At 51.9% G+C, this 25,285-nt stretch carries 20 protein-coding genes; 16 read left to right on the forward strand and 4 right to left on the reverse strand.

Annotated elements, in window-relative coordinates:
- Positions 1 to 12: 12 nt before the first annotated feature.
- The 3 genes from ACZMIG_RS06455 to ACZMIG_RS06465 are packed head-to-tail and all read right to left on the reverse strand — an operon-like array spanning position 13 to position 4,077.
- The gene (locus ACZMIG_RS06455) at positions 13 to 1,173 is read right to left on the reverse strand and encodes a sialidase family protein (protein WP_287602795.1); all 1,161 of its coding nucleotides are present in this window, start codon (positions 1,171 to 1,173) and stop codon (positions 13 to 15) included.
- Positions 1,174 to 1,200: 27 nt separating this feature from the next.
- Positions 1,201 to 2,619 (reverse strand): DUF1593 domain-containing protein, encoded by a 1,419-nt coding sequence (locus ACZMIG_RS06460; RefSeq protein ID WP_487889301.1) that lies wholly within the window; start codon positions 2,617 to 2,619, stop codon positions 1,201 to 1,203.
- 27 nt (positions 2,620 to 2,646) lie between these two features.
- Entirely contained in the window at positions 2,647 to 4,077 is a 1,431-nt protein-coding gene (locus tag ACZMIG_RS06465; RefSeq protein WP_487889302.1) for a nucleoside hydrolase-like domain-containing protein, read from the reverse strand.
- 255 nt (positions 4,078 to 4,332) lie between these two features.
- Between ACZMIG_RS06465 and ACZMIG_RS06470 the strand changes: the two genes are divergently transcribed.
- Both ACZMIG_RS06470 and ACZMIG_RS06475 read left to right on the forward strand, forming a co-directional pair.
- A complete protein-coding gene (locus tag ACZMIG_RS06470) occupies positions 4,333 to 5,721 on the forward strand; it encodes a sigma-54-dependent transcriptional regulator (protein WP_418874285.1) in 1,389 nt (462 codons plus the stop codon).
- 196 nt (positions 5,722 to 5,917) lie between these two features.
- Positions 5,918 to 7,255 (forward strand): S41 family peptidase, encoded by a 1,338-nt coding sequence (locus ACZMIG_RS06475; protein ID WP_487889303.1) that lies wholly within the window; start codon positions 5,918 to 5,920, stop codon positions 7,253 to 7,255.
- 122 nt (positions 7,256 to 7,377) lie between these two features.
- On the opposite strand, the gene ACZMIG_RS06480 is transcribed toward ACZMIG_RS06475, so the two are convergent.
- Complete coding sequence (locus tag ACZMIG_RS06480) at positions 7,378 to 7,866, reverse strand: DUF3592 domain-containing protein (protein ID WP_487889304.1); 489 nt, start codon at positions 7,864 to 7,866, stop codon at positions 7,378 to 7,380.
- A 307-nt stretch (positions 7,867 to 8,173) separates the two neighbouring features.
- Between ACZMIG_RS06480 and ACZMIG_RS06485 the strand changes: the two genes are divergently transcribed.
- The 14 genes from ACZMIG_RS06485 (at position 8,174) to ACZMIG_RS06550 (ending at position 25,259) form a co-directional block, all read left to right on the forward strand.
- Entirely contained in the window at positions 8,174 to 8,935 is a 762-nt protein-coding gene (locus ACZMIG_RS06485; RefSeq protein WP_487889305.1) for a 4Fe-4S binding protein, read from the forward strand.
- 1,051 nt (positions 8,936 to 9,986) lie between these two features.
- Positions 9,987 to 10,601: a UpxY family transcription antiterminator gene (locus ACZMIG_RS06490; RefSeq protein ID WP_164511766.1), complete on the forward strand. Its 615-nt coding sequence runs from the start codon at positions 9,987 to 9,989 to the stop codon at positions 10,599 to 10,601.
- 41 nt (positions 10,602 to 10,642) lie between these two features.
- A complete protein-coding gene (locus ACZMIG_RS06495) occupies positions 10,643 to 11,338 on the forward strand; it encodes an FHA domain-containing protein (protein WP_021854078.1) in 696 nt (231 codons plus the stop codon).
- Positions 11,339 to 11,361: 23 nt separating this feature from the next.
- Positions 11,362 to 12,126 carry a caspase family protein gene (locus tag ACZMIG_RS06500; protein ID WP_302024421.1) on the forward strand — a complete coding sequence of 255 codons (765 nt, stop codon included), beginning with the start codon at positions 11,362 to 11,364 and terminating at the stop codon, positions 12,124 to 12,126.
- 17 nt (positions 12,127 to 12,143) lie between these two features.
- Positions 12,144 to 12,764 (forward strand): FHA domain-containing protein, encoded by a 621-nt coding sequence (locus ACZMIG_RS06505; RefSeq protein ID WP_125105164.1) that lies wholly within the window; start codon positions 12,144 to 12,146, stop codon positions 12,762 to 12,764.
- Positions 12,765 to 12,784: 20 nt separating this feature from the next.
- Entirely contained in the window at positions 12,785 to 13,498 is a 714-nt protein-coding gene (locus ACZMIG_RS06510) for an FHA domain-containing protein (protein ID WP_487889306.1), read from the forward strand.
- A gap of 53 nt (positions 13,499 to 13,551) precedes the next feature.
- Complete coding sequence (locus tag ACZMIG_RS06515; protein ID WP_487889307.1) at positions 13,552 to 14,436, forward strand: PP2C family protein-serine/threonine phosphatase; 885 nt, start codon at positions 13,552 to 13,554, stop codon at positions 14,434 to 14,436.
- 18 nt (positions 14,437 to 14,454) lie between these two features.
- Positions 14,455 to 15,078 (forward strand): FHA domain-containing protein, encoded by a 624-nt coding sequence (locus ACZMIG_RS06520; protein WP_487889308.1) that lies wholly within the window; start codon positions 14,455 to 14,457, stop codon positions 15,076 to 15,078.
- Between the two features lie 141 nt (positions 15,079 to 15,219).
- On the forward strand, positions 15,220 to 16,446 hold the full coding sequence (locus ACZMIG_RS06525; protein WP_487889309.1) for a hypothetical protein: 1,227 nt from the start codon (positions 15,220 to 15,222) through the stop codon (positions 16,444 to 16,446).
- A gap of 200 nt (positions 16,447 to 16,646) precedes the next feature.
- Positions 16,647 to 17,780 (forward strand): hypothetical protein, encoded by a 1,134-nt coding sequence (locus ACZMIG_RS06530; protein ID WP_147630739.1) that lies wholly within the window; start codon positions 16,647 to 16,649, stop codon positions 17,778 to 17,780.
- 46 nt (positions 17,781 to 17,826) lie between these two features.
- Positions 17,827 to 18,477: an FHA domain-containing protein gene (locus tag ACZMIG_RS06535; protein WP_053397597.1), complete on the forward strand. Its 651-nt coding sequence runs from the start codon at positions 17,827 to 17,829 to the stop codon at positions 18,475 to 18,477.
- Between the two features lie 4 nt (positions 18,478 to 18,481).
- Complete coding sequence (locus ACZMIG_RS06540; protein ID WP_487889310.1) at positions 18,482 to 19,720, forward strand: Stp1/IreP family PP2C-type Ser/Thr phosphatase; 1,239 nt, start codon at positions 18,482 to 18,484, stop codon at positions 19,718 to 19,720.
- An 8-nt stretch (positions 19,721 to 19,728) separates the two neighbouring features.
- A complete protein-coding gene (locus tag ACZMIG_RS06545) occupies positions 19,729 to 21,183 on the forward strand; it encodes a protein kinase domain-containing protein (RefSeq protein WP_053397599.1) in 1,455 nt (484 codons plus the stop codon).
- Between the two features lie 293 nt (positions 21,184 to 21,476).
- On the forward strand, positions 21,477 to 25,259 hold the full coding sequence (locus ACZMIG_RS06550) for a serine/threonine-protein kinase (protein WP_021854089.1): 3,783 nt from the start codon (positions 21,477 to 21,479) through the stop codon (positions 25,257 to 25,259).
- Positions 25,260 to 25,285 lie beyond the last annotated feature (26 nt).

A 25,285-nucleotide genomic window follows, 5' to 3' on the forward strand; every position in this document is an offset into this window, starting at 1 on the left:
AGGCTCTGCGCATCACTGCAGCACCTCTGTGCCTTGGGCCACGCTCTCGGTCTCGGTGCTCTTTGTCCACGGCATCTTGTCCTTGGGCCACACGCCGTCTACGATGGGATAGGTAACGAGCTTTGAGGGGTCTATCACCACGTGCTTTATGCGCTTGCGGTGCCATGAGTAGGTGATATGCACCAGTCCGTCGCTCGTCTGTATCACTGCCGGATACGAATACTGCACTGCGCCGGTGCGGTATTCAAGCACGGCGGCAGCCTCCCAGTCGATGCCGTTGCGCGTCATGGCCACGGTCAGTATGCCCCTGCCCTTGCGCCCGCCTATGGTGTCGTTGCGCGTAGAGTGGTTGTAGACAAGCAGATGGCGGCCGTCCTTCAGCGTAACGGCGTCTATGGCCGAGTTGTTGTTGGGCAGCGTGGTGTCAGTTATCGGGCCCCATGTCAGTCCGCCGTCGTCCGACCATGTCTGCGCTATCCTCGTGTCGGGTCCGCTGCCGTTGGGGCGTGCCAGCAGCTGCAGGCGCTTCTGCGAGTGTACGAGGAAGGTGGGCTGAATGAGCTTATACTTTGTTCCGGCAGGATCGCTCAGCGCCGGCGTCTTGGTCCATGTGCGGCCGTTGTCGGTGCTACGCTCCACGTGTATGCGCTTGCCGGGTGCGTCCTGCAGGCTGGCTCCTGCCACGATGGTGCCGTCGTCGAGATACACGGGCTTGTTGACCACAGGACCTACGAAGCCTTTGGGCAGGGCCACGGGGCGGCTCCACGTGAGGCCGTTGTCAGAAGAGGTTATCACGCGGCCCTCGTCTATCGTCGGACAGAGATAATATATCTGTATGTCGCCTCCCTTGAGCTGCACCAGCACCGGATTGAACACCGTGCCGCCTTCGCCGTCGGCTATGGCCACAGGCTCCTGCCACGTGCCGCCCTTGGGCTTGCGTGCCAGCCATATCTTTACGTCCTTGGCGCGCTCGCGCGTGCCTCCGAACCATGTGCATAGCAGAGTACCGTCAGACAGTTCCATTATAGACGATGCGTGACAGTCGCGCGTGGGAGACTTCATGAACACAAACTCCTCGAGCACTATGGCCTGCTTGCCCGGATCGGCCTTGCTGCCTGCCCATGCCGAAGCCGCAAGCAACAAGGAGCATAACAATATTGAAAATTTCTGCATATAATATTAAGTTGTATTTAATGTTTTTTATTTCACTGTAACAACCACACGGGCGTAGCGCGTAAGGCGCGGCGTGCCGTTGTCGGTAACCTCACACACCACGTGTATGGTCTGCCCGGACTTTGCATCGGCAGGAACTGTCAGCATTACATTGACAGACCCGCTGTCTGATATATCAACAGAAGCCGGATATGTGCCGGCCTCGGCATACTGCCACCAGCTGAAGGTGAGGCTGTCGCCGTCGGGATCGGAAGTGCCCGCAGCGCTAAGACTGACCTTGCTGCCCGGCTTGGCCTTTATGTCGGCACTATGCGCCAGCACAACCACAGGCTGATGGTTGGCATCTGCATAAGACTTGACGCACCAGTCGGCACGGGCCGCAAAATCGTTCTGCATTGCAATGCTCCATCTCCACATCGGCTTAAAGTAAGCGCTGCGCTGTTCGTCGGTGGCAGTGCTGCCTGGACGAAGACTGCATCGCCCCCAGCCGTTATCGCCATACCAGCGGCCTTCAGGATACTTATATCCTTCAACAGGCACAGGGTCAAGCCATGTGTTCTCGCGCACCAGCACGTAACGGCCACCCCATCCGCCCCATGAGGGATTCTCCAGATTACGCAGTCCGACATTTATTGTATGCAGGAAAGCCGGAGAGTCGCCCTCTGAACGGAAGTCGCCATTGTCATGAGCCTTATACGAACCACACAAGGCACCATGATTCTGCAATATGTTTTCCTTCATCCATGCGCCTTCATAATACTTCTGCATATAATCAGGCTGAACCATTTTCCAACGGTAGGCGATGGCCTCAAACTGGTCAGATATGATTGTCTTTATGTTGTATTTCTTCCAATGAGGACGTATATAAGCCTGATATGTGCTGTCCTGCTCCCATATAAGGAAGAGCCTCATCTTGTCTGCCACCTCGGCCATGCGCTCAGGATAAGTCTCCTCTATGGTCTTCAGCGCACGGGCTATGGTGTTCGTGCCTCCCCATGCCTGTATCCACACCGGGCGCTTGTCGGCATTGTCGAGCAGCACCTCAACAATACGCTGTGAGCCTTTAGTAACTTTGTCCATTTCACCTTCAGTCTCTACATTGCCAAGATAAGTACGGCTGCGCAAAAATTCAGGTGAAGGATATCTCCTGTCGTGCTTCAGCAGATTGGGATAGACCTCGGCATATGCATTCAGCGTAGGCTCCATCCAGTCGTCACCGGCCCATTTGTGGCCATGCCAGTGATATTGCGAGCTTGATGTTATGATACCCTCAATGTCCCATTCGTTTGAATACAACAGGAAACGCACCAAAGAGCATTCATCGTCTATCTCGCCGTCGCTCGTCACGATAACTCTTGTTCTGTCATCCTGAGCCACAGCCTGGAACGGAGTGCCGCACAGCAATATTATCAACGGCAGGCTCAAAGCTAGAAATATTCTTTTCATTTGAAACAGTATTTATTTTCAGTAACGTCATTTAACAACATTCACTATTACACGGGCATAGCGCGTAAGGCGCGGCGTGCCGCTGTCGGTAACGGCCAGTATGATGTGCATCGTGCCGAGACGGCCGCCCTTGGGCACTATAAAGTAGGCGTCGCGGCTGTCGTGGCCCACTATCTTTAGCGGACTGCCTGTGCGCGCCGTAGCCACGTTGAAGGTTCCCGGCTCGGGATAGTAGAACCAGCTGTACGAAAGGCTGTCGCCGTCGGGGTCAGTTGTGCCTGCTGCGCTCAGTCTTATGGTGTCTCCCGTGGCGGCTGTCATCTCTGCCGCGCATGCCAGTGCAGGCACAGGCGGATGGTTGGCCTCGCCGTAGTCCTTCACGGTCCAGTCCATGCGTGCTGCAAAGTCGTTCTGATAAGCCTCGCGCCAGCGCCATATCGTGGCCTTGTTGCTTGTGTGCCATGAGCCGTCGCAGCCCATCACCTCGTCTTGCGCGTCGGTCCATATCGGCCTTGTCTCAGGCTCAATAAACCAGCGCTCCGTGCGCGGCTGATACAGCTCGTAGCGTCCGCCCCAGCTGCCCCAGTCGGGATGCTCGGCACAGCCCAGTCCGTTGTCAATGAGATACATAAACGTGGGCGAGTCGCCCTCCATCAGAAACTTCATGTAGGGATACTGCTTGCCCAGCTCGCCCTTGCTGCGTATGTGCTCGTCGAGCCACGGATTGTCAACTATGCTGATGTCGGCCCCGGCAAAGCGGCCGTGAAACTTGTCGCCGCTGATGCCGCTCCATGTGGCGTAATGGTATCCGCCAAGGCGATGGAAGCCCGGACTGACGATATAGAACAGGTCCTTGAACGTCTTTCTTATCCACACGCCGCTGTCGTCCTGGTCTGAAATGGCATACACACGGAGCTTCGACACAAAAGCCTTAAGCTCGCTCTCGCTGCGCGTGGCCTTAACCTTCCACAGTGCCTGCGCCAGACAGTTGGGGCCGCCCCACACAAGCACCCACACCGGACGGCTGTCGCTGCGGTCTACGGCCTTGATTATCAGTTCGGATCCTTCAGAGTCCATGCCCTTGCCCACGGCATGCATGCCGTAGTCGGGGCGTCCCTCCTTTATCACCGACAGCAGATAGCCGGCCGAAGGATAGCCCTTCTCGTGCTTCAGCAGATTGTCTCTCACCTTGCCGTATGCCGTCACAATCTCGCGTATGCGCCATGCTGCCGTCTCCTTCTTCTGATGCACCGACGTTGTGGCAACAAGTCCTTCAACGTCCCACTGGTTAGAGTATGTCAGGAAGCGCACCATCGACATTGCGTCGTCTGGCTCGTTCTCAATGTCCGTAAGCACTATCACGCGGGGCTTGCCTGCATTGCCTTTATCTGCCGCGAAAAGCCTCAGCGGCTGAAGCACGGCAATGACAACAAACAGTAATGTAATCTTGATTTTCATGATATTAATATTTTCTGATTTTCAATCACTTGCTGATTATGTTCCGCTAATATAACATTTTTTGTGGCGAGGCACGCAACGCAAAGCACAAATAGCAGTCGAATAATCAAAAATCAATATATCTGAAAGCCGCAGACATTAATCTCAAAGTTTTAAAAAGCAATAAAAAACAACGGTTTATTGCGCCATGTATAATAAAAAAGCTAATTTTGCACGACGACACGCAGTTGTTATCATAACAACATTCTGACCTACATGGCAAGTATCCTTATAGTTGAAGACGACCTTACATACGCAACCATGATGCAGACATGGCTGCGCAAAAAGGGTTTCACGGTTGAGAGAGCAAGCTCCGTAAGCGCCGCGGCACGGGCCGTGACCGACAGTACGGGCTTCGACCTCATACTGTCTGACCTCCGTCTGCCCGACCACGACGGTCTGTTTCTGCTCAACTGGCTGCGCAAGAAGAATATGCAGACGCCATTCATCGTGATGACGAGCTATGCCGAAGTGCAGAACGCCGTGCTGGCCATGAAGTCGGGAGCGTGCGACTATATAGCCAAACCCGTGCAGCCCGATATCCTGCTGCAAAAGATAAACGACGCGCTCGACAGCCACAATGCCGCAGCAGGCGCCACGGCAGGCGCCACGCCAACGACAGCGACAACACAAGCAGCCCACGACAACAACGCGGCGGCAGAACAGAAGACGCACACGGCCGCCAAGAAATACATAGAAGGCACGAGCGAGGCCTCGCGCCAGCTCTACGAATATGTCAACCTCGTTGCGCCAACGCCCATGTCGGTGCTCATTCTCGGAGCCAGCGGCACGGGCAAGGAGTATGTGGCGCGCCGCATTCACAGCCAGAGCAGCCGCGCCGACAAGCCCTTCTTTGCGCTCGACTGCGGAGCCATACCCAAGGACGTGGCGGCATCTGAGTTCTTCGGATACACCAAGGGAGCCTTCACAGGCGCCACGACCGACAAGCGCGGAGCCTTTGAGGAGGCCAACGGCGGAACGCTGTTCCTCGACGAGGTGGGCAACCTGACCTACGACGTGCAGGTGCAGTTGCTGCGTGCCCTTCAGGAGCGCAAGGTGCGCCCGTTAGGCTCGCCAAAGGAGATAAGCGTAGACATACGGCTGGTGTGCGCCACCAACGGCAACCTGGCGCAACTCGTGGCCGACGGAAAGTTCCGCGAAGACCTTTATCACCGCATCAACGAGTTCACCATATATATGCCCGAACTTAAAGACCGCGGCGCCGACCTGTTTCTGTTTGCCGACCTCTTTGTCAGTCAGGCCAACGAGGAGCTGGGGCGCAACGTGGCGGGATTCGACGACAAGGCGTCGGAGATGCTTGCGCGATACAGCTGGCCGGGCAACCTGCGCGAGCTTAACAACGTGGTGAAGCGTGCCACCCTGCTTACGCGCGGCTCATACATCGGCACCGAGGAGCTGTCGAAGGCCATGACGCGCCCCATGAGACAGGAGCCAACAGCCCTGCACGACGAGCAGACCGAACGACAGCGCATAATAGACGCCCTGCGCGCCACCGGCGGCAACAAGACCAAGACGGCCCAGCTGCTCGCCATCGACCGCAAGACGCTATATAACAAGATTCAGAAATACAACATCGAGGCGTGAAGGGGCATTTGCCAATTGAGAATGGAGAATTGAGAATGGAAAAACAAAGTTCGGCGTCAGCCAATTATGATTACTCTTGTGGCGGTTAAAACGGGGATGTTTTAAGGCTGCAAGTTTCACATATTAGTCAGCATAATTCATACTGAAGATTTGCATAGTCAACTTAACTCTATACATTCAGCAAAAACATCGTAACATGATCAGGAGAATAATTATTGCGGCTTTGGCCTTAATGTGCATCATGCCATACACGGCCAAGGCGGACACTACTCTGAGCGAAAGAATATATATACTTTCTTCGATATGGAAAGAAATAAGCAACAACTTTGCATTTCCTGAGAAATTCAAGGAGACTAATCCTGACAGCCTTTACAGATGCTATCTTACTAAGGTCTTGAATGCCGAAAGCGAACAGGAGTTTTCGGACTTAATGACGCAGTTCATGGCTCACTTCGACGAGGGACACACGCGATTTAACGACAGCAACATCATACGCTACAGGGTGCCGCTGATACTTACATGGGCTGGAGACAAACTGCTGATAACCAACACTACAAGGCAGCTAAAACCGCTGTTGCCTGTTGGCAGCGAGATTAAGAAGGTGGACGGCCTGACGCTCGACGAATATCTGCAAAGGCATGTCTATCCGTATGTTTCGGCTCCCAACATGGAATGGAGAAAGAGAAAGGCTCTCGACATATTCCTTACAGGCAAGGAAGGCGCGGAATTTCATATTGAGATAACGACTCCTAAGGGCAAGACCATAAACACAAAACTCATGACAAGCATAAGGAACTACGACGACACTGACGACTGGAGCATCAGACGCGACACGGCAAAATGCCGCATAAAGAAGCTGCCAGGCAACATCATGTATATGAAGATGAGCACGTTCACGTTGCCCGGCACAATAAAAAGCGCTTTTGAGAATAACCTCTCTGATTTCTTGTCTGCCAAAGGCGTGATATTCGACATACGCGGAAACCGAGGAGGAACAGACGAGTCATGGCACAACATAATAAGACATATCGCCGACAGAAACACTAACATATTCGACGGCTTAAAGATTATGACAAGAGTGGCTAACACGGCTTACGAGATGTACGGCAAAAATGTCAGCCAACTGGCCGACTACTATAACGGCGTGGCCATGCAGCCCGTTCAGGAAGGCTGGTTCGTGATGAAGAACAACACGCCCGACTCGTTGAGAATAACCGCCCCCGTTATAATTCTTGTTGACGGATTTACGGCATCGGCAGCCGAAGACTTTGCCGCAACAATGAAGAACCTGTCGCTCGGCAAGATTGTAGGCACGCCGACAGCGGGCGTGATAAGCAGTCCTAAATTCTGCAACTGGGGGCACGGGTACTCGTCGCTGATAGCAGAATGCCGCTTCACCAATCCCGACGGCTCAGATATTATCAACACCGGCATACAGCCTGACGTCTGCATAGAATATACCGAAAGCGACGCACTGGGCAAGACCGACTCGGCACTAACGGCTGCGCTGAAGATGCTGAAAGGCAAAAAATAGAACAAGACATCAACCCCAATCAAAACAAAATCATGATTATGTCCGTTTTGCTCAGTCATTATATGGCATAGCAAAACGGACATAATGCAATATATAAAGAACATTTATTTTATTATATGGCGCTAAGCATGCCGCTCTTTTTGCCGCTGCGGCCTGAGCATCAGCCACACCCCCGACATACACAACAGCCCTACGCTCAGCAGCGTAAACCATATGCAGCGCTCATTGCCCGGAATGCGCACGTCGTAGGGGTTATCCGGATTATACAGCACCCCAATGCTGTCGCCTTCACTACAGAATGGCAGATAGCACTTCTCCGATATATACGTCTTGCCGTAGCGCTCTGTCTCGTAGCTTATGCGCATCTCCCAGTGCGTACGCCTCTTCCGGTGCCGGTATTCTCTCTTATAGCTGAGCTTGTCTATCACGCCCGTGGCATAGCCCAAAGCGCCTGAAGCCTTCGACAGCGACACAAGCCCGTAGACGCCTCCGCCGAGCATGAGCAGTCCTACGACAAAGAGCAAAAGACAAATAATCTTATTGCGAGACGACACCGCACATCTCCCTTCCGTTCCCTGCTCCGAATATCGTTTATCTGTTGTGTATTTCATAATCTAAACCATTTCTGCTACAAAGATAGCCAAAGGCGAGAGCAACGACAAATAAAAAACAACAAAGTTTTTTTCATTTGGCACTGCCGAGCCGCATCCTATCTTATCTAAAGATAGCCAAAGGCGAGAGCAACGGCAAATAAAAACGGCAAAGTTTTTTGATTTGGCACTGCCGAGCCGCACACTATCTTATCTAAAGATAGCCAAAGGCGAGAGCAACGACAAATAAAAAACGGCAAAGTTTTTTCATCTGACTTTGCATTAAAATTATTATATTTGCAACAAAACAAACATCAGACAAAGAATAATGAAAATATATAAAATATGCTTCAGCCCGACGGGCGGAACCGAAAAGGTGGCTGGATTTATTGCCGCAAAGCTCGGCAACGACATAGTAAACATTGACCTTACCGACCGCAAGGCCGACTTTAAGGGCGTTGCTCTCAACGGCGACGACGTGGCCGTGATAGCCGTGCCGTCGTATGGCGGACGCGTGCCTGCACCGGCAGCTGAACGCATAACGCAGATCAGCGGCAACGGCGCAAGGGCCGTAATAGTATGCGTATACGGCAACCGTGCCTATGAGGACACTTTGGCCGAACTGCAAGACTGCGCTGTGAAGGCAGGATTCAGCATCGTAGCAGCCGTGGCTGCAATAGCCGAACACTCTATTGTCCGCCGATATGCCGCCAACCGCCCCGACCAGGACGATTATACCGCACTTAACAAATTTGCCGAACAGATAGCCGCCAAGCTGAACAGCAACTACTCTGCCACGCCTGCAATACCCGGCAACAGACCATACAAGAAGGCCGGAAACGTAGGCTTCGTGCCCCGCCCCACAGCCCAATGCACAAGCTGCGGCCTGTGCGCCTCAAAATGCCCGACAGGCGCTATCAGCGCGGACAACCCTGCAAAGGTGGACAAGAAGGCCTGCATATCATGCATGCGCTGCGCCGCCGTATGTCCTCACGGCGCAAGAAAGGTGAACAGACTGCTCCTCTCTGCAGCAAACATAATGCTGAAGAAAGTATGCTCAATAAGAAAAGAATGTGAGCTTTATCTCTGACATCACAGGGCGTATGACTTTTTCCGGCATCTCACTTACAAGATTCCCCTACCCCTGACAGCAGCACTTATTTGTAAACATTCTTCATGTTTTCCCGACCGTTTGACGCTCTCAGAACACGCATGCTCTTCGCCATACCGCGGTTTGGGGCAGAAAAGGACAAAAAACGGGGCGTTTTGTTAAAACGCTGACTGACAGGGAGTTGCAGCAAATAAGAGAGAAAAACAGAAGTGTTAAAAAACATAACCGGCCCACTTACGCATAAAAAGTGGCCCAGTTACAGATGAAAAGGTGCCATTTCTGAGGCTCAAACCTATAGTTTCAGGCCCAGAAATGAGTGATTTTAGTGGCATTTGTCTGTTTGTTCGCAAACGTATGTTAATGAAACGACGTTCTTATTGTCACTTCATTAACATACATTTACTTTTTATTTCCTAGATTGAAAAATATTTTTGTCATAAGTTTTTACCGCCATCTCCACGCCTCATTTAAACTATGAAATAAAAAGCGCCTATGAAAAATCTAACCAAAATCAGCTCAATATAAAAAATACAGACCGAATACTAATAACCGATTTTGGTTAAAAAAATTTTCATTATTTTGCGTTATCTTTTGTTTATATTTATATTTTTATTTAATTTTGTCGACGAACTAATATATCTGTTACCTCCGGTGAAGCTGAACACAGTTCACTGATAACGGCGGGCATAAGGTCCTGCTGGTGACAGAATGTGGTCGGGGCCTCAAGTGCAAGGCCCATCAGGCTAACACCGGATAAGGTATACAATTTACTTATTTTGCATATTAAAGACATTTACCTGCAACTTGTTACTAACTTAAAGATATTTACAGGCATAAGCTTTGTTATCTGAGAATTGAGCAAACATTTCCTGACGGGTGTGTCTTTTAATTATGTATTTAGCGCTTAACCGCAATACGCTAAGACAAAATGTGCTCGTTGTCTAATGAGAACACCCGGCGAGGCGGGCAAACCTCAAACACCGGATTTGCCTCCGATGTGTCCCCCAGAACGTGTAAATCAGCTAAAGGGGTGTCCCCCCGTAGTGTCCGGAGACAAAGTGCCGACCCGCCCGACAAGCCCGACCAGGAGGCTGTGTGGTTCCTGATGAGGGCTGCATACGGACAGGAGAGAAAAGCCAAAGACATACTTGAGGCGGAAAACATAGAAGTGTTCCTGCCCGTAACCAACAAAATGCGCATAATAGGCGGCAAGCGCAAGCTGATAACAGAATCGTTGATACCCAACTTTCTGTTTGTACACACCACCGAGAGAATGATAAGAAAATACGTGGGAAGCCCCGGGCTCAGTTTTCTTCATCACTATTATATCCCCAACAAAGACGAAAACGGCTGTCCGATAGGCAAAAGCGGAATAAAACCGCTCATAGTTCCCGACGACCAGATGGAGTCTTTCCTCAAATGGTATGAAACTGAAGACGAGAACAAGATGTTCATCTCCGACACTGAGAGCGACATATCCAAGGGGGACAAGGTGAAGATAATAAGCGGTAAGTTTACCGGATTCAGCGGCTTTGTCTGCCGCGTAAAAAGGCAAACCCGCGTGGGGGTAACCATCAATGGCTTCGGCACGATAGTGACAGCATACGTCCCGAAGGCATTTTTACAAAAAGTCACAGAACAGTAAAGAAACAAATTATATCTACAGCAAATATATTTTAAACAGATATGGATATCTTAATCGGTAAATTTGGTAATCAGCCATTTAAACTGACCGAACCAAGCATAAGCCGCGAGCATGCCTTGTTTCATCTTGACGAGGCCACCGGCAAAATGACCCTTAGAGACAACAACTCGACCAACGGCACATGGATAATGTCGGCCAGCGGCAGCTTCAAGCGGCTTACGGGCGAGGTTCCGGTGAGCCTCAACACGCTTGTGCGCCTCGGGGCAAGACACACCTTCCGCATAAAGGAGCTTATGGCGCAGCAGCCGCCCAAGACCGACGACGCCGTGGACATAAGCGAGCTGCGCAACATCTACGAGACCTACAACCGCAACAAGATGTCGCTAGAGGCCAAGACGTCGAACATAATGATGATGAGAATGGCGTCGCTGTCGCTGGGAAGTATCTTTGCCATACTGCTGACGATGCTTCTGCCCAAGGATTTTGCGGGCGACACCACCGCCAGCGCCGCCATCAAGGTGGCAGGCAGCATCATAGCCATAGGCTTCTCGTGGATCATAGTTGACGTGAAGAACCGCAGCCTCATACAGCGCAAGGACCAGAACGAGCGCTTTTTCAGGAAGAAATACTGCTGCCCCAAGTGCGGCTACCACTTCGGCACAAAGCTCTATGAGAACATCCTGGCCGAGGGCAAATGCCCCAACAGCAGCTGCAAGTGCAAGTTCAAGGGAAAATAACAACCTTAAAAAGACATCATATTATGAAACACACAAGCATGATTAAGCTGATATCGCTGTCGCTGATGCTCCTGCTGGCAGCAGCGGCATTTCCGCAGAAGACCTACGTGGTGTCGGTCGGCATAGGCGAGTACAAGTATCCGCAGGTGGCCCCGCCCCTGCCCTGCTCGGTGGGCGACGCCCGTGCCGTGTCGCGCTTCTTCTACAAATACAACGGCAGCAGCGTGTTCATGCTGCTCAACTCTAACGCCACGCGCGACCACATACTGAGAGTGCTCAAGTCGGAGTTTGCCAAGTCTACGCCCAACGACGAGATAATCTTCGTCTACAGCGGCCACGGCGTGCAGGGCGGACTTACCACCTACGAGACCAAAGACGCCTCGAGTCTCATAACATACAACGAGATACAGAACATCATGAAGTCGGCCAAGGCCCGCCGCAAGGTGATTCTGGCCATGGCATGCTATTCGGGAGGACTAACGCTGAAGAACAGCAACGGCGGCAGGACGCCGCAGCGCAGCACGCAGAAGACAAGCGTGATGCTCTACACGTCGAGCCGCGCCAACGAGGTTTCGTGGGAAAGTCCCGACATGACCAACTCATTCTTCATCAGCCGCATACTCGAGGCCTTCAGGGGCGCCGCCGACAAGAACGGTGACAGGAAGGTTACGGCGCGCGAGCTGTTCAACTATGTCAACCCGAGAGTAATCAGCGACACTGAAGGCCAGCAGCATCCACAGATGTGGGGTAAATTCGACGACAGCATGGTGGTCGTTTACGTAAAATAAAAACAACTATAGCAACAATGATAATAAAATGTCCATACTGCGGCCGGCGATTCGAGCTTCAGCGCCGTCCGCCCGAAACATTCTGCTGTCCCAAATGCTCATATAAGGTGCCGTTCAGCGTGATACTGCAGGAGCAGCACTCTGAGAAGACCATGGCAGCGCCGGCATCAGGCGCCCCAGTTACGGCAGGAGGCGAGCCCCAGGGACTGCCCACGTCGGTCATCAACGGACAGGGAGACAAGACGGTGGTGGTAGAGGGCCTCAACGGCGGTCTGAAGACAAGGCTCATACCCGAGCTGCAGCAGAAGAGCAAGGGCATACTGCAGGTGAGCTTCCAGGGCATGAGCTTCGGCACTATTAGCCTGCCCCACGGCAACTACTACAACCTGGGACGCAAGAGCTCTGACAGCACCGCACAGATAAAGATAACACCCGACATAGCCATGAGCCGCATACATGCAGGCATGCGTACCGTGAAAACGCCCGCAGGGCAGATTGTCTACCAGATAACATCCGTGAAGACAGAAAACCCCGTATACGTCAACGGGCATGCCATACCCAAGGGCAAGGCTTACAGCCTGAAGACGGGCGACATGATAAAGATGGGCGAAACCCTGATGAGGTTTCAAATGGTGTAAACACTGAACAACGATAGATTATGTCACAGAACAAGACAATAGTACCGGGCGTCGACTACGACAACCCCGGAAGCAGCGAGTATGACGAGGCAGCGTTCAGCAGCCTCTACACACGTTCGGGCAACGACGACAACCGCACGTGCATAGCCGGCGCGCAGGGACAGGGCTTCCAGGCACAAAGCGCGTCAGGCGCAGCCGTGGCCGACAGAGACACCCGGCAGATAACCATGCAGAACCGCGTGATAGTGGGCTGTCTCTTCTCCATATCCCACGGACTGCTTGGCGAGATGTTCCCGCTCTATCTCGGACGCAACGCCATAGGGCAGGCTGCCGGATGCGACGTGTGCCTAAGGGAGAAGACCGTGTCGCCCGAGCACGCCATACTCTACATACGCAAGGAGGGTAACCCCGCGCGCTTCAACATGACCATAACAGACTACAACTCGGCCAACGGAACCGAAGTGAACGGCACCGACGCCAGATATAACACTCTGACCGTAAACGAGAACGACGTCATAAGCATAGGCAGACACTACAAGCTGCTCGTAAAGACATTCAACGTGGAGGAGGCCGGCCTCTTTGAGGACGAAGGCTTTGAGGAGACAGGCATGGCGGCTGCAAGCGCCGCAACGGCAGCAGACGCCCAACCCGAGGCTGACATACAGGACAACTTCTACTCACCATCGGGCAGCAGCGACGACTCCTCACGCACCGTCATATCGGGCATGTTCTGACACGCCGGCCACACGCCCGTAAACCATCATACAGAAACATATATCGCTTGACAATGAACGATAACCATCCTACATCTATAATCGGCCTTGAAGAAATAAAACTCATAGCCTCAACAGACACATGCGAGGCATACGGACGCTCCGGCATAGGCGGACGCGAAGAAAACCAGGACTCATACGGCGGCATGGTCAGCGGCAGGGCTGTCATCCTGACCGTATGCGACGGCATGGGCGGCATGAACGGCGGACAGACGGCATCGCGCATAGCGGCCACGGAAATAGTGCAGACCCTGGCCGAAGTGCCGGCAGAGAAGATTGGCCCCGAGGCCGTGAGCAGCGCCGTTGCCAACGCCAACGCAGCCATCTACAGGCGCGCGCTCAACGACCCGCCGCTGCGCGGCATGGGCACCACGACGACGGTTGTGGCCATAACGCCCGAGGCGGCATATCTGACACACATAGGCGACAGCCGCATCTACCAGCTGAGAGGCGGAAAAAAGATATTCAGAACCTTCGACCACTCAAAGGTGTTCGAGATGGTTGCGAAAAATCTGATGACCGAAGAGCAGGCGCGCCTGTCGAGCTTCTCCAACATAATAACAAAGGCCCTGGGCATAAGGCCGCAGGCTGCTGTCCAGGTGGAGAAGATACCCTACAGGGCCGGCGACAGGTTCATACTCTGCTCCGACGGCATATGGAACTGTGAGCCCGAACCTAAGATCATAAAGATGTTCAACGCCTCAAAGCGTCCCGACGAAACCCTGCGCTATCTGACAGAAAGAGTCAACGCCATAGGCATACAGAACGGCGAAAACCACGACAACCTTACAGCAATAGTTGTCGACATGAAGAAAGACTCAACATACCAGTACAGCTACATGCGGCGCATAAAGGACGCTCTGTCAGAGCAGATAAGGCAGATAAAGAACAAGAAATAAAAAAGATAGACATAACGCATGAAGAAAATAACAGTAGGACGCGGCAACGACTGCGACATTGTCATACCCGACGAAAGGGACAACGTGAGCAGACACCACATGGTCATCTCGTTCAACCTGCTTGGCAAGATGACCATAAGCGACACAAGCAGCAACGGCACCTTCATCAACGAAAGGAGAATGCTGAAAGGAACATCCATACCCGTAACAAGAAACGACAAGATAAGGCTCGGAGACCGCTGGAACTTCGACTGGAACCTGGTAAAGGACCCTTACGTAACAATGCGCAAGACAATTATTGCGGCAGCCTCACTGCTGGTTGTTGTCATCATTGCTGCAGTATGGCTCATGTCTGCCGGACTGGCGCCGGCACCCGAAGCTGCTCCTGCTGCACCTAAGGAATATGTAGAGCAAGGCAAGGGCGAATGGAACAAAGACTCCACCAACAAGGTTGCCCCCACGGAGATGTCGATACCCATAGGCACCAAAGCCGCTGCCGGCGACAACGACGCAAGCACCCGCAGGCGCAGCAGCAGAAAGCAGAGCGCAGGCAAAGCCGTAAAGGCTAAAGGCAACGCAGGGCAGACCAAGGCATCGGCCAACGTGAATGCACGCACGGACAACATGCCTGTAATAAACTGACAATAAACACATCCGGCAGCATGGGCAATAAGCCAAAGGCCGGATGGCTGACATAAATACCGACCGGCATTAAGGATTACAGCAACAGCTGCCGGCAGAAAGCAGATAAAACACAGAATAATAAAAACGTTTTTAACAATAATGCGGACAACTATATACAAGACTGCATCAGCAGTTGTTCTCCTGTTGACCATCATAATTCCTGCATACGCACAGCAGGAAACCACCCTGATAATGAAAAACGGCTCAAAGATTACGGGCAACATCGTGGTTCAGAGACCCGGCAAGGACATCACCGTGGAGGCAACAGAAGCACTGCTGGTGGTCAGCGACGGCGAAATAAAGTCGAAGAAAGACAAATATGTAAGATACGAAAAACTTCCGCGCGAATGGAAGCGCTGGGCCATGGAAACAAAGGCTCTGCAGGGGAACGCCGACGGGCGCTATCTGATGATGCACAGCATAACAACAGGAAACTACACCTACACCGACGTGGTGAAGACCGAAAAGGGCAACGCGCAGACCGACACTTACCTGCAGGCCGTGCCGACAACATTCAGCATAAAATGGAACGACATACAGGAAATCAGGCGCAAGGCTCCTGAGGCTGAAGAGGCCACGGGCGTTGACGACGAGGTGGAGACGGCGGCAGGAAAGACTTACCGCGGAACCATAGTGTCGCAGAAGATAGGACAGACGCTGGCTGTAAAGACCAGTTCGGCAACGGTAGAGCTGGGCATGGGCAACATACGCGAGATACGCAAGGTGGCACGCTCGCTCTCGCAGCCGCTCTTCGGTCAGGCAGGATTTGTCAACACGATAGTGATGAAGGACGGAACATCCAAGGACGGCATAATGACAGTTCAGCATTATGGCGCTAAGGCCGACGACCAATATGTAACGCTGCTGCACGAGGACGGCTCGAAAGAGAAGATACTAGCAGCCGACGTAACGGAATACAGGACAGCATACACCGGTGAAGACGACGAGACATACAAGCCCGGCAGAGTCTACGTAAACGAGTTTGCCATATCAAGGGCAAGGACAATGACCGAAGACGGCGTCACGGCCTATGTGGACAAGAAGGTGTATCCCTTTCCCGAAGGCATCGTTACCACCTTCAAGGCTGCCGGCGCCAAGTTTCAGGGCAGCTGGTACCTGATAGCCCTCGACAACGTGGAACTGAAAAACGGCACAAAGAGCCAGGGCTACACCACCAAGACAAGAAAGACCAACTGCATTGACCCGTCGACAACCGACATGTCGGGCGGCATTAGCAGCATATCGTTCACCTATCTCTCACCCGGCTTCTATGCCCTCGTATGCGACGACAGCCCTGAAACCTACGTGATAAAAATAACCAAATAGGCATACATAAAAATAAATATATGCGCAGGCTTTCAGTCTATATCTCCTATAATGAACGACGCCCGCCTGAAAAAAAATTTGAGTTAACCGTAAGAAAGTCATCCTAAACAAATCTATACTAATATAAAGGCAAGGCCGGCTAAGGGCTGAAGCCTCTGAGAACAGAAAACGAAAAAAAATAACCATTAAACTGTAAGATTATGAATACTAACGGAACTAACCCAGGAATGAACGTTGAGGATTATGAGGATAAAGCCATCCAGAAGAGCAATGCAGCAAAGAGAATAGCTGTTGGCGGAGCAGCCTTCTTAGGAGGAGCGGCAGTGGCCGGCGGAGCAGCCTATGCGGCAGGACAGCCTGAAGGACAGACGGCAGACGAGACGCTTACAACTGAAGACATAATAGGCGGAGCCGAGGCAGGAAGCGAATATAAGGAAGCTGAAACACAAGAAACCCAGGAGACTCACACCGCTACGCACACAACGACAGAACACGTGGTGATAGTGGAGAAACCGGCGGCAGAAGTGTATCATGAGGAGGCACAGGCGGCAGAAGAGCCGAACGTAACATGGGACGAAACCACAAACTTCTATGTAGGCGACACAAAGATAGGCTCTATCGAGGAAGGCACCATCAACGGCCATAAATTCGCAATAGCCGACGGCGACGGCGACGGCGTGGCTGACCTGCTCGCCGTAGACTCAAACGGAAACAACCGCTTCGACCAGGACGAGTTCATGCAGCTCAGCGAATCGGACAACATACACATGGGACACGAAACGGCTCAGGTAACCAACGAGCGATTCACCCCACAGGAGATAAACGGATACGATGAACAGCATCAAGCAAATGAAAACTATATAGCACAGAACCAGGAGCCTATATACAACAACTTTGAAGACGAGAAGACCGGCGAGGCATACCACGGCGACTTCGCAGAGAACAATCCTGACTACAACCCTAACGGACTGGTAGACGGATATAACTCTAACCAGTATCTGGCAGAAAACGACAGATATTCAGCCGAAATGGAAGGTTTGCCCAACCCTGAAAGCCGTATAGACGACGGATTCAACGAAGACATAGCCGAAAACGACATATATGCTGCCGACGAACAGCCTGAAGAATATATAGCCGAGAACGATACTTATACTGACGACAGCACATACACTCCCGAAGTGGACGATCCTGCAATGGCACAAGCCGAAACATACGGCGAGCCTGACAACATTGAATACGACAGCGACCTGGCCGAAAACAATGCTGATGCCGAGGCCGACGAGAACAGCGAATCGCTCGACTCCATGATGGAGAATGAGGAGTTTCTTGGATAAATAGAGAAATAACACAGATAGTCAAACAATAAAAACAATTAAGAATATGCCTAAGAAAACTTGTCCAAACGGACATATATACGACTCTAACATCTATGGTGACGAATGTCCGTTGTGCCCTAAAGACGGCAACAGCACACAGTTTAACTCAAAACAAGATTTCGGAATGCCTCCGTTCGACCAGGCTCCTGACTCAGCATACAGAACACGCGTTGCCCCTCCTGCAGGAATGCCGCAGCAGGGGGCAATGGGTTCGCCTGTGATGGGCGGAATGGACGCTGCCGGCGAGACACGCTTCCCCGGACAGCAGCAGTCGGCACAAAGACCCGTGAACGGCACCATAATCAGACAGCCCAAAGGCGTGCCCACGGCACAGGGACGCAAGCTGGTAGGATTTCTGGTAACCTACAACCGCGATCCGCTGGGCAAGTCATACAACATTTATGAGGGCAAGAACTTTATCGGACGCGACCGCTCATGCGACATCTGCGTGCCGGAAGACAAGCAGATGTCGGGCCGCCACATGTCGCTCCTTTACAGAAACGTGGACAACAAGTTCAAATACCGCGACGAGCAGTCGAGCAACGGAACCTTCGTCAACAAGGAGCTTTCTGACGAAGGCGAACTGAAGAACTACGACATAATACGCCTGGGCAGCACCGTGTTCATTTTCATAGCAATACCACAAATAGGATAATATCATGGAAAACTATATAATAGCCAACTGCACCGACACGGGCAGGGTGCGCAGCGTTAATGAAGACAGCATGACCACGTTCGACTCTCCAAACGGAAGAGTCGTTGTAGTATGCGACGGCATGGGCGGACAGAAGGCCGGCGACGTGGCATCGCAGCTCGCCGTGGCCGTGATACAGGACATCCTGACCGACAACACATTCGCCACAGCCGAAGAGGCTATCAACAGCTCTATCATTGCCGCCAACCAGGCCATACTGCGCAGGGCTTCGCAGAACGACGGACTAAGCGGCATGGGGGCTACATGCGTGATGATCATCATCAGGGACGGACAGGTTTACTACGGCTCTGTGGGAGACAGCCGCATATACTACGTGGCCAACCGCAACATACATCAGATAACCAAAGACCAGTCGTATGTCCAGGCGCTCGTCGACTCAGGACAGATAAGCAAGGAAGACGCCGAGCATCATCAGGACAAAAACCAGATAACCAATGCCCTCGGACTTGAGAACATGACACCTCCCGTGATAGGACAGATGCCTATAACACCAGAGCCGGGCGGTGTGTTTGTGCTGTGTTCCGACGGCCTCAGCGGCATGGTCAGCAACAATGCCATACTCAACACCGTAACACGCTATGACCTGCCGCTGAAGGAGCGTGCAGACATGCTGGTGAGCCAGGCCAACGATGCAGGAGGAGTAGACAACATAACGGTGCAGCTCGTGGAGTTTCCAGGCGGAGGAGGCAAGCGCGGCAGCATGCAGCCCAACGGCTACACCTCAACACGCGCAAAGAAAAGCCACACGCTGCTTTACTCCATAATAGGCCTGCTGATGGTGGCAATAGCCGGCGGAGGCATCTACTGGTACCTGAACAAGGACAGCAAGCCGCAGACAAAGCCCGAGGTAATAATGAAGAAGACACAGACACAGGCAAAGCCGCAGCCGAAAGCTGAGAACGCTGAACCTTCAGCACCCGAGACTACGAATAGCACAAAGGAGGTGAAGAAGGTGATAACCGTAAAGGAAAGCGAGCCCGTCAAGACCGTAAAGCCAAAGGTTACAGACAACAAAATATCTACAAAGAAAGCCATCACGAAAGAAGCTCAAAAAGCAACTGACAAGAAAGGAAGCTCAAAGACAGAAGAGATAAAGAAAAAGATTGTCGAGGAAAAGAGCGGAGACACCGGCAGGAAAGAGAAAGATGGCATTGTGTATGAAAATCTAAAAGGCGAAAAATAATTATCTCGATGAGACAAATTGCTAACTATATCATTGACGACGAGCCTATTGCCCGTGGAGGCATGGGGAGAATATTCCGTGCACGCGACACCAAGGGCAACATAGTGGCGATAAAGGAGATTCTCCCGGAATTTGCCACCGACTGGTCGATAATAGACAGAATAGAAAAGGAGGTGAAGTTCCTTGTAAGAATAGACCATCCCTCTATCGTAAAGCTCTATTCGGCCTTCCGCGACGAGCACACACAGTGCTACTATATCGTCATGGAACTTGTTGAAGGACTGAACATCGAACAGTATGTAACAAGGCATGGCCCCATACCAGAACAGCAGGCTGTGGAGATGATGATGAAAATACTCGACGCGCTGCAGTGCGTACACGACTCACACATCGTGCACCGCGACATCAAGCCGTCGAACATCATGGTGCGCCCTGACGGCAGCATCTGCCTGCTGGACTTCGGCATAGCCAAGGATCTTGACAACAATAACGGCAACACCATACCGGGCTCTATACTCGGCACAAACGGATATATGAGTCCGGAGCAGGCTGCCGGCTACTCCATAAACTACCGTTCGGACATATATGCCGTAGGCTGCGTGTTCTTCTATATGCTCACAGGACACCATGCCTTCAACACGCTCTCCAACGAGTTTGAGACGAAAGACTCGATAATAAACGACGAATTTCCGAAGCTCTCCAAATACAAGAAGGGCATATCCGACGTGCTGCAGAAGGTGCTCGACAAGGCTACGGCCAAGAACATGATGCAGCGCTACCAAAGCTGCTACGAGTTTATGTCGGCACTGAGCAACGGCACCAACGTAAGCAACATATCATCGCGCAACATGCCGGTGAAGATATCCGTAGGCCGCGAGATGTGCGACATCATAGTGAACGACTCGGCACGAAAGATAAGCCGCCACCACGCTGACATAGAGCTGAAGGAGTTTACCGGAGGAAAATATTATGTGTTTACAGACTGCAGCTCAAACGGCACTATCGTAAACCGCAAGTCTGTATGCAAGACCTCGGTAAACATCCCCGCAAGCGGGCCTGCCCCGGAGATTTATCTCGCAGGAGTGATTGAGGGACATCTCGACTGGAACAAAGTGGTGGAAGAACTCGACAAGCGTGCACGTGCCATACAGGACGCGGAAGACACGCCGACGGAAGATGACAACACCGTGTCGGAAACGACAACCATATCCAAGCCCAATGAAGAAAACGCTAAATATGTAGAGAAGGATGCCACGGGATGGCTGATAGCAGCCTACATATTTGCCATTCTCGGCGGATTCTTAGGAATAATACTTGGCACGGTGGTAGCCACAGGAAAGGTGGAGATGGTGAGCGGCGAAAAAATATACAAATACAAGTCTGACCACCGCAGGCTCGGATGGGGTGCGGCAATATTGTCCATCATATCCATGGTCGTGTGGAAATTCGTCATCCTTGTGTGATAACCTTCCATTACTGATATATAAGACTCTTGGAGACATTACCCGCCGGCGGAATTATCCTGACTGGCAGCTGACAGTTATAGTTTCAAACGATATCATTTCAGCCTGCGGAACATGGGCTTTCGTCTTCTGAAAGATAACCTTTCACAACATAAAAGGACACCTTTTGGAAACCTGCCGGAATCAAGAGAAAACCGTAAGAAAAAGCCGCAGAAATGCGACAGACCGTAAGTTCCGGCGCCATGGCATAAAAAAACCTGACGTCTACCTTGAAAATCATTCATTGAAGCAACATGATACCGACAGACATACTTAATTATAGAATTGTGCGCCACCTGGGCTCAGGCGGCATGGGCAGTGTTTATCTTGCTGTAAACACAAACATTGACCAACAGGTGGCAATAAAGGCCTTGAAACCTGAAATAGCCCGTAACCCCGCGCTCCGCGCACGATTCAAGCAAGAGGCCGAACTGCTCTGCTCGCTCGACCATCAGGGCATTGTGAAGTTCCTCAACTATGTTGAAACGCCTGAAGGCGTGTTCCTTATAATGGAATATGTCAAAGGAATAACGCTCGAAGACTTCATCAACAAGAAAAACGGTCTGATTGTCGAAAAGAAAGCCTATCCCATGATATGTGAGATACTTGATGCGTTTGAATATGCCCACTCCAAAGGCATTGTTCACCGCGACATCAAGCCCTCGAACATAATCATACAGGAAGACGGGCATATTAAGATAATGGACTTCGGTATAGCCCAGATTGTGTCTGAGGCGAACATGGCTGACAGCAGATACATAATGGGCACACCGACATACATGAGCCCCGAGCAGATTTACGGCAGGAACGTAGACACCCGTTCGGACATATATTCAATCGGAGTGCTGATTTACCACATGCTGACAGGCCGCGCACCGTATGACTCAACCATGCTTACGGCGCAGGAAATAAGGCAGAAGGTGGTGAGAGAAGACATGCCGCGCATGGCAGAATATTATCCTTATATATCAAACAAGATACAGGAGGTTGTAGACAAAGCCACACAAAAGATTCCCGAAGCACGCTATCAGTCGTGCATGGAGATGAAGGCCGCCGTGAAGAAAGCCATTGCCCCCGACCCTATACCGCGCCCGCTGATCTACGGAGGAGCAGCCGTCGCGGTGATACTGATGCTCGTGGGCTTCTTCACATGGGACTACTACCGCACAAAGGTAAAATACTATCGCGATTATGTTGAAGTCTACGGCATACCCGAAGGAGTGGGCCGGCTGAGCAGCAGCGAAATGTCTCACCGCGAGGCGTCGTACCGCTTCGAGTATTCAAGACACAAGCTCCGCCGCGTGTCGTACGTGAACAGCAAGGGCAAGCTGGTTGACCATCACGACTCTGAAGACAAAGACCGCATAGTTGACATGACGCTGCTCTACACCGAAGGAAGCGGAAAGGTTGACTCTGAGAAATTCATGGACCGCAGCGGCAAGGTGCTGTACGTAAAAGACTACGACAGCAACATGAAGACCTGCACCTTCAAGCTGGACGACGAACTCGGCACCGAGATGACGCTCAACGCACAGGTGAAACTCTTTCAAAGCGCATTCGATGTTTCTCTCGACGGAAAGGGAAAGATATCAAAGTACATTCTCGAATACGATGACGAAGGACATCTCGTGAAGGTTGAATATGCCGGATTCGGCAATGTCAGGGTGCCCGACGGACAAGGCATCTTCGGCCGCAGATATGTCCTTGATGACGAAGGACGCGTAATAGAGGAACACTATCTTGGAAAAGACGGCAAGCCCAAGGCCACACAATTCGGCCTCGGCGTGAAGAAATTCACCTACGACGATGACGGCAACCTGTCTAAGATTGTTTACCTCACGGTGGACGGAAAGCCGAGCAGCGACGGCAACAACTGCCCGGTGGTGCTGCTGACCTACGACAAATGGGGCAACCGCACATCAGAGAAATACACCGACATAAACGGCCAGCCGATGATACGCAAGGACGACGCATTTGCGGGCATACTCTACGAATACAACGACGACGGCACATGCAAGAAGAGACAGTATCTCGGAGTAGACGGCAGGCTGACATACGTTAAAGGCGTCAGCGGATATGTCAACGAGTATGATGACAACGGATACCTGTCGGGCATTTCGTATGTCGATGCCAAAGGAAATGCGGCATACTTCAACGACACGGATGACGAAGCCACATATTCGAAACAGAAATTTGTCAACGACGACAAGGGGAACATTATCGACCACAAGCTGCTCGACGCGTCGGGCGAACTCGTAGAGACGGCATACTTTGCCCACAAGAAAAGCACATACGACTCGCTGGGCAACATGCTCACAGAATATTACTTCGACAAAAACGGAAAGATATACGCACCTGCCAAACTGGGATACGCCGGTCTGGAGGCAAGATACGACAAGCAGGGACGCCTGGCAAGACTCACCTACATGGGCGCGGCCAAGGAGCGCATAATGCTCTCAGACATGCACTTCTGCTATTTCACCAAAGAATATGACGCCCGCGGAAACTGCACGAAGTTCTCTTACTTCGACGACAAGGACAAGCCGGCCATGACATCACAGGGAGCGTCAACGGTGTGCTATGAATATGACGACAACGGAAACGAGACAGCGCGCTACTTCCTCGACACCGAAGGCCGTCCGTGCGTGCTCAACAATTTCTGCTCACGCGTGGAATACGAGTACGACAGCCAGGGCAACTGCATATCAGAAAGGCACAAGAACACCGACGGAAAACTGATGTCGGTGTCGGGAGTGGCATACTATGAGTGGGAGTTCGACCAGAAAGGCAACGTAACGGCCGAACGCTCCATGGGCACAAACGGAAAGCTTGCCGCAGGGAAATATGAGATCAGATACAAATATGACGGACGCGACAACGTAACCGAACGCTCATACTTCAGCAGCGGAAACAGGCCGGCACTGTGTGACGGGGGATATCACAAAGAGGTGATGAAATACAACTCGAACAACATGTGCGTGCAACAGGAATACTACGGAACCGACGGCAGGCTGAAAAACATCAGCGGACAGAACCTTGCTGTCATAAAGCGCGAATACGACGAGCGCGGAAACAAGACCTCGGAAGTGTTCTTCACGCAGAACGGCACACGAGGATGCGACAACGAGAAGGTGCACAAATACTACAACCAGTACGACAGAATCGCCAACAAGGTGAGCCATCAGATTTCATTCGGCATTGACGGCAAGCCCGTTGTAGCCAACAACATCGCGGCTGAAGGCCGCACCGTCTACGACAAGCGGGGCAACATGACCAAGATAATGTGCTATGACGGATACGGAAAGAGCATAAACGGCAGACAGGGATGGAGCGAGTGCAGATTCACATACAACGAAGCCGGCGACATCACCTCGAAGGCATACTTTGACATCAACGGTAAAGCCGTTGCCGACAAGAGCGAGAAGATACACAAGTATACATACACATACAACGGGATGCGCATGCTAAGCAGCGAATCTTATTACGGCGCCGACGGCAAGCCGGCAAACACGGCAAGCGGATACAGCACCGTAAAATATAAGTACAACAAGCAGAACCAGCTTACGGAAACGGCATGCTACGGAGCCGGAGGCCGCCCCGTGGACAACAGTCAGGGATGGCACCGCCTGGTTTACTCTTACAGGGCTGGCACACAGTATAAATGCGTCTTCTACGACAAGAACAACCGCAAGCTGGGCACAGCCACAAACACAGACGGCAAATGGAGCCTGCAGGTGGAGCAACGGCAGAACATGACCGGAGGCTATGGCTGGCAGGCAGCATGGCGACAAGCGGCAAGAGAGTGCCCCACGAGGATAGCCGACGGACTGACAATAGAAAGCGTAACCGTAGGCAACGACGCCGTTACCCTGGCCGTATACATCGAGAACTTTTCATCAGAACAGATAACAAGCGAAATGCTCAACGTCCTGCGGCAGTTTGTGTCAACACTTAGAAAGTCGACGTCGACGCCGTCGTATGTTGACATACGCATGATAGTGTACGACATGAACCACGAAAGGACAGCCATAATATAAAAGAATAAGAACAATAACACCTATAA

This window comes from Xylanibacter sp. (genome assembly GCF_057607445.1).

Coding starts and splice junctions, on each gene's coding strand:
- ACZMIG_RS06505 (WP_125105164.1), top strand. CDS start 12,144: ATGATAATAAAATGTCCATACTGCGGCCGGCGATTCGAGCTTCAGCGC.
- ACZMIG_RS06540 (WP_487889310.1), top strand. CDS start 18,482: ATGGAAAACTATATAATAGCCAACTGCACCGACACGGGCAGGGTGCGC.
- ACZMIG_RS06515 (WP_487889307.1), top strand. CDS start 13,552: ATGAACGATAACCATCCTACATCTATAATCGGCCTTGAAGAAATAAAA.
- ACZMIG_RS06455 (WP_287602795.1), bottom strand. CDS start 1,173: ATGCAGAAATTTTCAATATTGTTATGCTCCTTGTTGCTTGCGGCTTCG.
- ACZMIG_RS06500 (WP_302024421.1), top strand. CDS start 11,362: ATGAAACACACAAGCATGATTAAGCTGATATCGCTGTCGCTGATGCTC.
- ACZMIG_RS06545 (WP_053397599.1), top strand. CDS start 19,729: ATGAGACAAATTGCTAACTATATCATTGACGACGAGCCTATTGCCCGT.
- ACZMIG_RS06480 (WP_487889304.1), bottom strand. CDS start 7,866: ATGAAATACACAACAGATAAACGATATTCGGAGCAGGGAACGGAAGGG.
- ACZMIG_RS06460 (WP_487889301.1), bottom strand. CDS start 2,619: ATGAAAAGAATATTTCTAGCTTTGAGCCTGCCGTTGATAATATTGCTG.
- ACZMIG_RS06530 (WP_147630739.1), top strand. CDS start 16,647: ATGAATACTAACGGAACTAACCCAGGAATGAACGTTGAGGATTATGAG.
- ACZMIG_RS06465 (WP_487889302.1), bottom strand. CDS start 4,077: ATGAAAATCAAGATTACATTACTGTTTGTTGTCATTGCCGTGCTTCAG.
- ACZMIG_RS06485 (WP_487889305.1), top strand. CDS start 8,174: ATGAAAATATATAAAATATGCTTCAGCCCGACGGGCGGAACCGAAAAG.
- ACZMIG_RS06495 (WP_021854078.1), top strand. CDS start 10,643: ATGGATATCTTAATCGGTAAATTTGGTAATCAGCCATTTAAACTGACC.
- ACZMIG_RS06475 (WP_487889303.1), top strand. CDS start 5,918: ATGATCAGGAGAATAATTATTGCGGCTTTGGCCTTAATGTGCATCATG.
- ACZMIG_RS06550 (WP_021854089.1), top strand. CDS start 21,477: ATGATACCGACAGACATACTTAATTATAGAATTGTGCGCCACCTGGGC.
- ACZMIG_RS06510 (WP_487889306.1), top strand. CDS start 12,785: ATGTCACAGAACAAGACAATAGTACCGGGCGTCGACTACGACAACCCC.
- ACZMIG_RS06520 (WP_487889308.1), top strand. CDS start 14,455: ATGAAGAAAATAACAGTAGGACGCGGCAACGACTGCGACATTGTCATA.
- ACZMIG_RS06470 (WP_418874285.1), top strand. CDS start 4,333: ATGGCAAGTATCCTTATAGTTGAAGACGACCTTACATACGCAACCATG.
- ACZMIG_RS06535 (WP_053397597.1), top strand. CDS start 17,827: ATGCCTAAGAAAACTTGTCCAAACGGACATATATACGACTCTAACATC.
- ACZMIG_RS06525 (WP_487889309.1), top strand. CDS start 15,220: ATGCGGACAACTATATACAAGACTGCATCAGCAGTTGTTCTCCTGTTG.